At 41.4% G+C, this 6,653-nt stretch carries 6 protein-coding genes; all 6 read right to left on the bottom strand.

The features are described 5' to 3' along the window. Positions 1–72: 72 nt before the first annotated feature. The 6 genes from PLF31_02020 to PLF31_01995 all read right to left on the bottom strand — a co-directional run bounded on the left by PLF31_02020 (position 73) and on the right by PLF31_01995 (position 6,637). Positions 73–525, bottom strand: a complete 453-nt coding sequence (locus PLF31_02020) for a PrgI family protein (protein ID HRH26223.1) — start codon at positions 523–525, stop codon at positions 73–75. Positions 526–545: 20 nt separating this feature from the next. Next, positions 546–1,079, bottom strand: coding sequence for a hypothetical protein (locus PLF31_02015; protein ID HRH26222.1), 534 nt, complete (start codon positions 1,077–1,079; stop codon positions 546–548). A 4-nt stretch (positions 1,080–1,083) separates the two neighbouring features. Continuing rightward, a complete protein-coding gene (locus PLF31_02010; GenBank protein ID HRH26221.1) occupies positions 1,084–3,258 on the bottom strand; it encodes a hypothetical protein in 2,175 nt (724 codons plus the stop codon). Beyond that, positions 3,236–4,843, bottom strand: coding sequence for a hypothetical protein (locus PLF31_02005; protein ID HRH26220.1), 1,608 nt, complete (start codon positions 4,841–4,843; stop codon positions 3,236–3,238). The genes PLF31_02010 and PLF31_02005 overlap by 23 nt, the downstream gene beginning before the upstream one ends. A gap of 66 nt (positions 4,844–4,909) precedes the next feature. Further along, positions 4,910–5,869 carry a hypothetical protein gene (locus tag PLF31_02000; GenBank protein HRH26219.1) on the bottom strand — a complete coding sequence of 320 codons (960 nt, stop codon included), beginning with the start codon at positions 5,867–5,869 and terminating at the stop codon, positions 4,910–4,912. A gap of 18 nt (positions 5,870–5,887) precedes the next feature. Beyond that, a complete protein-coding gene (locus PLF31_01995) occupies positions 5,888–6,637 on the bottom strand; it encodes a hypothetical protein (protein HRH26218.1) in 750 nt (249 codons plus the stop codon). Positions 6,638–6,653 lie beyond the last annotated feature (16 nt).

The raw sequence follows: 6,653 nt of genomic DNA, 5'->3' as shown, positions 1-6,653 counted from the left end.
CTTGCGTAGCTGATGCGCTGATTGCCATACTTTATATATTATACTCTCTTCCTTCCCCTACCCCTACAGAAACTACATCGTGTTTGTCCTGCCACTCTGTTGAGTGATTGGATTTGCCGATTCTTTAATATCCAAACTTGCTGCTAACTCTTTCAACTTCCCTGACGAGAGTGTCGGTACGCGAACTTTTGGAGTTGAGTTCGCTGTGCGTAAATTTGGTTGTACAGCAACTTGTTCCCTTGGTGAGGTGTCTTTTTTCCACACGTATAGGCGACTTTTTGTATAAAAAGAGAAAGAAGATTCAAGGAAATCCAAGAAAGGACGATTATTGTATTTATAAAATGCGAGTGACGCAGCGAGTCCAGCCACCCCAATCATTGGGATTATTCCTAGGAAGAACCCTAGAAAGCGGTAAATGAGGTAACAAAGCCCTGCCCCACCAGCAATGTATAAGAACTGCTTAATGGTAAGCGGTCCGAATACCTTATCTTCAACTTCGATGAACTGTGGAACTTGAAATTGCATGTGCAATTATTGTACCAGAACTATTCAATTGGTTCGCGATATGGGTCAGCAGTAGAAGAGTATGTTTTCTTTGGTTGAGCAGGAATTGTCTGTGTTTGTGCTGGTTGTATAGGAGTATTTGTTGGTCGTGGTTTACTTGGACCTTGAAATGCGTTTGGGTTACTTGTCATTGCTGGCATTTGAGCAATTGGTGGAGGTGGGGCTACTGGTACACGTTCCTCGATTACTGTCTGTCTCTGCAATGTTGTCTGAGGAGTGATAATTTTCTGAAGCATAGGTAGTGCATTTGAAGCAGGAGTTTGAGTTTTTTGAGGTAACGCAATGTTTGTGTTTTGTGACATTACTTCATTCTCAATTCTACGTACAACCTCCATACTCTCCTCTGAATCAAGAGCTAGTTCGTCAATTAACCACTGACTGAATTGTTCAATGGTAATTTCCCGGTTCATATATTCAGTACATTTACCAAAAAACCACACCTTTTCTTCGGGATCCAATTCGAAATCATCGGCGAGGAGGTCTATGAAAATGTCTACCCAGGCTTCTTTGTTCATATATTTAATTTAACCAGTCACTCTTATTGTTTGCTAGGTAATCTCGGATGTCTTTCCTGTTGAGGCCAGTAGGGCTTGCTGTCCACTCAAGCATTCTTCGTAGGTCTTGGCGTTGTGTGTCATCTAGCTCTGTGTCCTTAGAAATTTCTGCAAGGTGTGCCGGTGTAATAAATAGTACAAATGGTGAGACATTCGCTGGTAGATCTACTGTTAGTGCACCTGACGGGTCTCTAAAGTCGGTCATTACATTAGTACCAAATGTTTTAAGAAGGTTTTTAGGTGAAATGTTCTTCCAATCCTTAGGTTTAAGGGCATACTTCTTGATTGCATCCTTAAAGCCGGCGTAATCTTTATTATCAACAGCTAGGCTGAGGAGGTTTTCAACTGAAGCAACCTTATTTTTCTGCTGCTCGTCTTTGTTGTCAGAGTCAGATCTAAGAATTTGTTCGGCGGCAGCTCTCTTTGCCTTACTTGTCCAACGCTTCTTTGCAACCTTGGCTGCGATTGTACGCTTTGAAGCGTTTGTTTCCTTCTTGATTGCCTTCTCACTGATTTCCACGCGCTCTCTGTTTTTATTAACAGCTTGTTCTGCGGCATATAGCTCAGCCGGAGTCGCACGTTTAGATGCCTTGAGCTGCTCAAGTTTTATTAAGCTGTCTTTCCACATCTCCTTATTTTGCTTGTGTGCAAGAGCAGTTTTTTCAGTTGGAAGAGCTTTTTCTTCAATTGTAGTTTTAGCAGCAGCAATAGCTTCCTTTTGCTGCTTTTCAGCATCTTTTTTCTGAACGTTGAATGTCTCTTTAAAGCTTTTTGAAATTGAGGTGCCAGCTGTTTTATCAAAAGATTCGACGGCTCTATTAGTCACTGCTCCGCCTGCGCTTGCAATTCCAGTTTTTGTTCCTTTAATTGCTGCTCCTGCCACACCTCCAACAAGTGGGATCCTTCTTGTTGTATTCTCTGCCCAATCAACTGGCTTCCCCGCTGCTCGAGCAACATATCCAGCACCTCGAGCTGTTTTTCTTGCGGCCCAATCTCGTGCAGAATTTGTGGCACTAAAGATCGCTTTTTGTGTTGAATCTGCACCTCGTTGAGCCCAGTCTAGTGATACCTTTATTGATCCGATAAGGGCGGCGATAAGAATTGCGTATTGAATAAACTCACCAATGTTCATTCCTATCAAATCCTGGATTGAGTCTGCTCCAGAGTTTGGGCCAATAATGAAATTAAATCCAGGGTTTCTAATGAAAAACAAAATACCAATCATGAACATGAAAAAGATTGGTGGAAATAGACACTGTCCAATAAGGCTTTTTGGCCAATTTTTCCCAAACGGAAGACTTGGTAGGGCTAAACTCAAGAAGTATAAAGGAGAGATAATGAGCAGATAGAAAATTACCAAAAGTCTGTAGATTAATAGGAAAGAAAATACAAAGAAGGTGCAAGCTGTTACAAGAATAATAATTACACCTGCAATTGTCTTGATGATTACAGTTTGTATTTCTGCTAGAGCAGATACAACTGTAGTGTCATTAGCCGCATTATTAAAGCTATATACCTTAACAACCTTTAAGTTTTCAAAGAGTGTTGTTGAAAAACTTTGTCCCTCCGGATTAACTAATTTATAAAATTGTAATGTAAATAAATTAGAAACATCAATTGCTGCCTTGGTAAAGAATAGACTAAAGTTAATTAATAGTGCTGCGATAATCACCATTCCCACACGTTTCTGCACCTCCCCACTTTTATTAAGGATCAACTGAATACCGAGATAAATCAGTATAAAAATAAAAGTCAGGTTGGCAATATTTCTAAAAAACACCCACGCCTCCTCAAGTCCTGTGTTGTTAGAAATGTATTTATGACTATCTACAATAGTAAGTTTAATTACTACGTCCATCAAAATTCCTGCGAAATATACTAACCATGCAACACCTGCAAGTAAGCCGTTTGAAACTATTTTGGCAATTGCCAAGAATACATTGTCCATCCCCGCCTCTAACTGACAGGCAATGTTGTACCAGTTACAATTATCCACTTTGGTTGGCTCTGGAGCTGCGGGAGCCGCCGGACCACTTGGAGGATTTTGTGCAAATGCATTAATAGGTAACAGTAAAACAAATCCTGTCATAAGTACTGCTAGCGATAAGATAATTTTCTTAATCATTTTCTTCTGGTGCATTTACAAATACTTCGACTAACGCCAAGATTCGTTCATTTGTCTCTGTTCTCTGTATTCGAATGTACTTTGCTCTCTGATTAACAGGAATTGAAAGTGGTGGGTTTGAAATATTTCCGTTTATCTGAATTGCTCGTACCTCAGGATTGTTCAATATACTATTAAAATCACCTGTAAACGGTTCATCTGAAATAAATAGATATGCATTGCCAATAGGATCTCCCCTTTCTGGTGTTGGCCATATATCAATTGTTCCAATATCGAATGACTCCCTCATCTCAACTTGCCAATATGGACGCACCTGCCTACCGCTAATTGCGTTGCTGTAGTCATCTCTACTTCCTGTTCTGCCGTCTATTGCCGCCTCAGCATTATTTTGGCTGTCATCATACGTTGGCATGTATGCCCTTCCGCCTGTCGCTAGATTCTGTCCCGCAGCATTTGCTGTTGATGTTGGTGAGGTTACACCAAGTTGGCCAGTTGTTGTTGCAATGCCTCCTGCTTGTGCGTTGTAACAATCATCCTGGTTGTCACTGTGACAATTTTCTCCTTCATCACCAAGGTCATCTGCAAAACTCCTGCCTGACGAACCACTTCCTGATGAACTTAAACCTCCTATTCCCTTACTAATGACTTGGTTAATCAATTGACCCATAAGTGCACCTACGATTTCATTAAATTCATCAGCAAGCTCTAGTTGTCGGATTGGGCTACCAAGAGTATCTGCAAGTACGTTTTCAATTGCTTTTCCAGGCATAACAATTTGGTTTAAGCCGTCCGCAGCTTTTTTAGTGATTGAGTTAAATCCAGCACCCCAATCTGCAACGGTTTGTTCTTGTCCGATTGCACTAACAAGTTTCTTAAGGAATTGTGATTCAATTTCATACCCAAGTCCAAAGCCGTTGTTGCTTGGAGTTTGTGTTACCTCAATCCATCGGTCCCAACCTCCAGCGCCGGAGAAATTACCATCTACGAATTCGTCAACGCTTTTTGTTAGACCAGAGACATTGTCGATGATATCGGTTACGGTACATTCGGGCTTATACGCCTCTCTACCCTGGAATGAGTATCGTAAATAGAATTTAAGTTTAAGATCGAATGCAAGATTAGGAGAACAGAAGAAGTCTAGTATTCCGGCTGTGTTTGGAAATACTGTCTTCATGAAATCAACAAACTGTTCGTTCGCAATGTCAGCAAAGAACTGTCCTGGGTTACTGATGAATGAAGGAGATCCTTGGAAGCCACTATTGATCCAGTTCACAATAGACTGTGTCATGCTGCTGATGACGAGTTTCGCAATGATGTAGAAGATTGCGTCCATGCAACCTTCCTTGTATGTTGCGCTTGCGTTAGACGCTTCACTTCCCCCAACGTACTGACTTTGTACAATGTCAGTAACCATGACCGCGCCAGCTGCGGCGGTTGACGCTGCAGCAGCAGCCTCGGCTCTTCCCTCTGCGCGAATACCAAGAATTGAGGCACATGCTGCAGCAAAACTTTGAGCCTCAGCTTTTTTTGCTGGGTATGCAGAAAATAAGGTAACAAAAAGGAGGACTGAAAGTAATAATCCTACTCCAAAGCGCTTCATGTGCATCAAATTTTATCATGAGCACGTATAGAATCAGTGCGAATTGTACACAAGAGGAAAAACAAACTAGATCGAAGCTCCGTTTTCAGTTAACTTTTTCTTAATTTGTGATAAAGCAAGTGAAAAGTCACTCGCAGTTTGGTAGTAGTTGGTCATGTTTGTCATTGCAACCAATGGATCTGTAAACACATCTTTAAATGCATTGATGTGGACGGTGATCTTTTCGTATCCATTAACGAGGTCTAAATGAGCCTGGGCAATTCCGTTTGGAATTGGAAGTGCGAGCATTTCTTGAATAAGTACAGCGTAGCGCGCAAGCAAGGGGTCAATGTCACGAAGTGCAGCGCTGTCATTGTTCTTTAGGGCTCTTTCGAGTATCAAAAGTTCATTATTTGTAATGTTTTCTTCATATTGCGAGGTTGTTTGTACAAATATGTCTCTATAGCGACGGTAATTCTCCTGAGTGTCTGGTACGACAATTAATTCGTTAAATTTGTGCACAATAGCTGGTTTTTGAGCCGCTTCAGCACTAGTTAGGAGTTGTTCGATCAGGTTTTGCTGTTCGATTGTGTCTATTGAGTTGTCAGTTTTCTTATACGCAGCATACCGTGCAAAGATTTCCTTTGAAAACTCATCTGTAAGGTTTAGATCTGTAGAGATGTTTAGGCTCGACTCAGTGCCAATTGGCGCAACATCTGTGCTGTCTGTTGGTCCTGCAATAGCTGGGTTTCTGCCTGCGAGCACCTCGTCTCCATCTGGTGTTCCGTCTTTATCTGAGTCAGGAACTAATGAATCTGAGCCCCATAACTCCTCTTCCCAATCTTTTAAACCATCACTGTCTGTGTCAGCTGATGAAATTCGATTTGCGAGCACTTGCACAGAGCTTACTTGCGCAGCTGCTCCCCCGTTATTTCGGAATACTTCAGGCTCTTTAGCTTGTTTATAGAAATATGCACCTGATATTGCTGCACCAGAGAGTACAACTGCAAGTCCAATGCTGTAATAGTTCTTTGAAACTGATTTCACACTACGTATTAAAGCAGTTTATCCAGTGATTTCCAAGAAAATGAACCCCGGATCCCCAGGACTAAGCTTTGCTTGTACTTTTTTAAGTAAATTACCAACTTCTACGACAGCTCGAGCGTTTGCGAGCACTGAGTTGTTGTACTCTATGAGTGCGTTTTGATCGTATGTTCCATTTTCAGCCGCTTTGCTGATGAGGGTTATGTTCTTACTAATCTCAATAAATGTATTGAGGAGTGCTGTGTGGCTTTTTTGTATGTCCTGTGGGACTGAAGAGACGGATTTAATCATATTTGCAGCCGTAGAATAAGCAGAAGCGTATTTTTCGATAGCTTTTCCTGTTCCTGAGTCAGGTGTTGAGGTTGCTGCTTGAATTAAATCCTCTCCAAACCCTTGTATTTCCTTTGAAATGTAGATAATCGCCTCACCTGCTTCGTTGGCATAGTCGGCAAATGTAAATGCGTCTGTATTTGTGGTTACGGTTGTGTTTGTTTGGGTTGGAGTTTGTGAGGGTGTGGGCTTAGTTTGTGTAGGTACCACAGAGGAATTGGTTGTTTGTTGAGGGTTATTGATGGTTCCAACTACTTGGATTTGCTTTTGAGACAATGAGTCGTAAAAGGAATATGGGTTAGGCTGGTTGCCGCTGTTTACTATTGTCTCGGTAACTGGTGGAGGAAGTGTGGTTGTGTTTTTTTGTTTAAACCAAAAGAAACCAAAGGCAAAAACTGCAAATGTAAGTGCTGCTAGGAATAGTAATAAGGCTTTTTTCACGATCTCATTATATTAT

It is taken from the genome of Candidatus Paceibacterota bacterium (assembly GCA_035438625.1).
Lineage (GTDB): Bacteria > Patescibacteriota > Minisyncoccia > Phycocordibacterales > DAORIS01 > DAORIS01.
The sequence above is the reverse complement of the archived record's forward strand: the minus strand, read 5'-3'. Positions and strand labels throughout refer to the sequence as shown.

Coding starts and splice junctions, on each gene's coding strand:
- PLF31_02010 (HRH26221.1), bottom strand. CDS start 3,258: ATGCACCAGAAGAAAATGATTAAGAAAATTATCTTATCGCTAGCAGTA.
- PLF31_02005 (HRH26220.1), bottom strand. CDS start 4,843: ATGAAGCGCTTTGGAGTAGGATTATTACTTTCAGTCCTCCTTTTTGTT.
- PLF31_02015 (HRH26222.1), bottom strand. CDS start 1,079: ATGAACAAAGAAGCCTGGGTAGACATTTTCATAGACCTCCTCGCCGAT.
- PLF31_02020 (HRH26223.1), bottom strand. CDS start 525: ATGCAATTTCAAGTTCCACAGTTCATCGAAGTTGAAGATAAGGTATTC.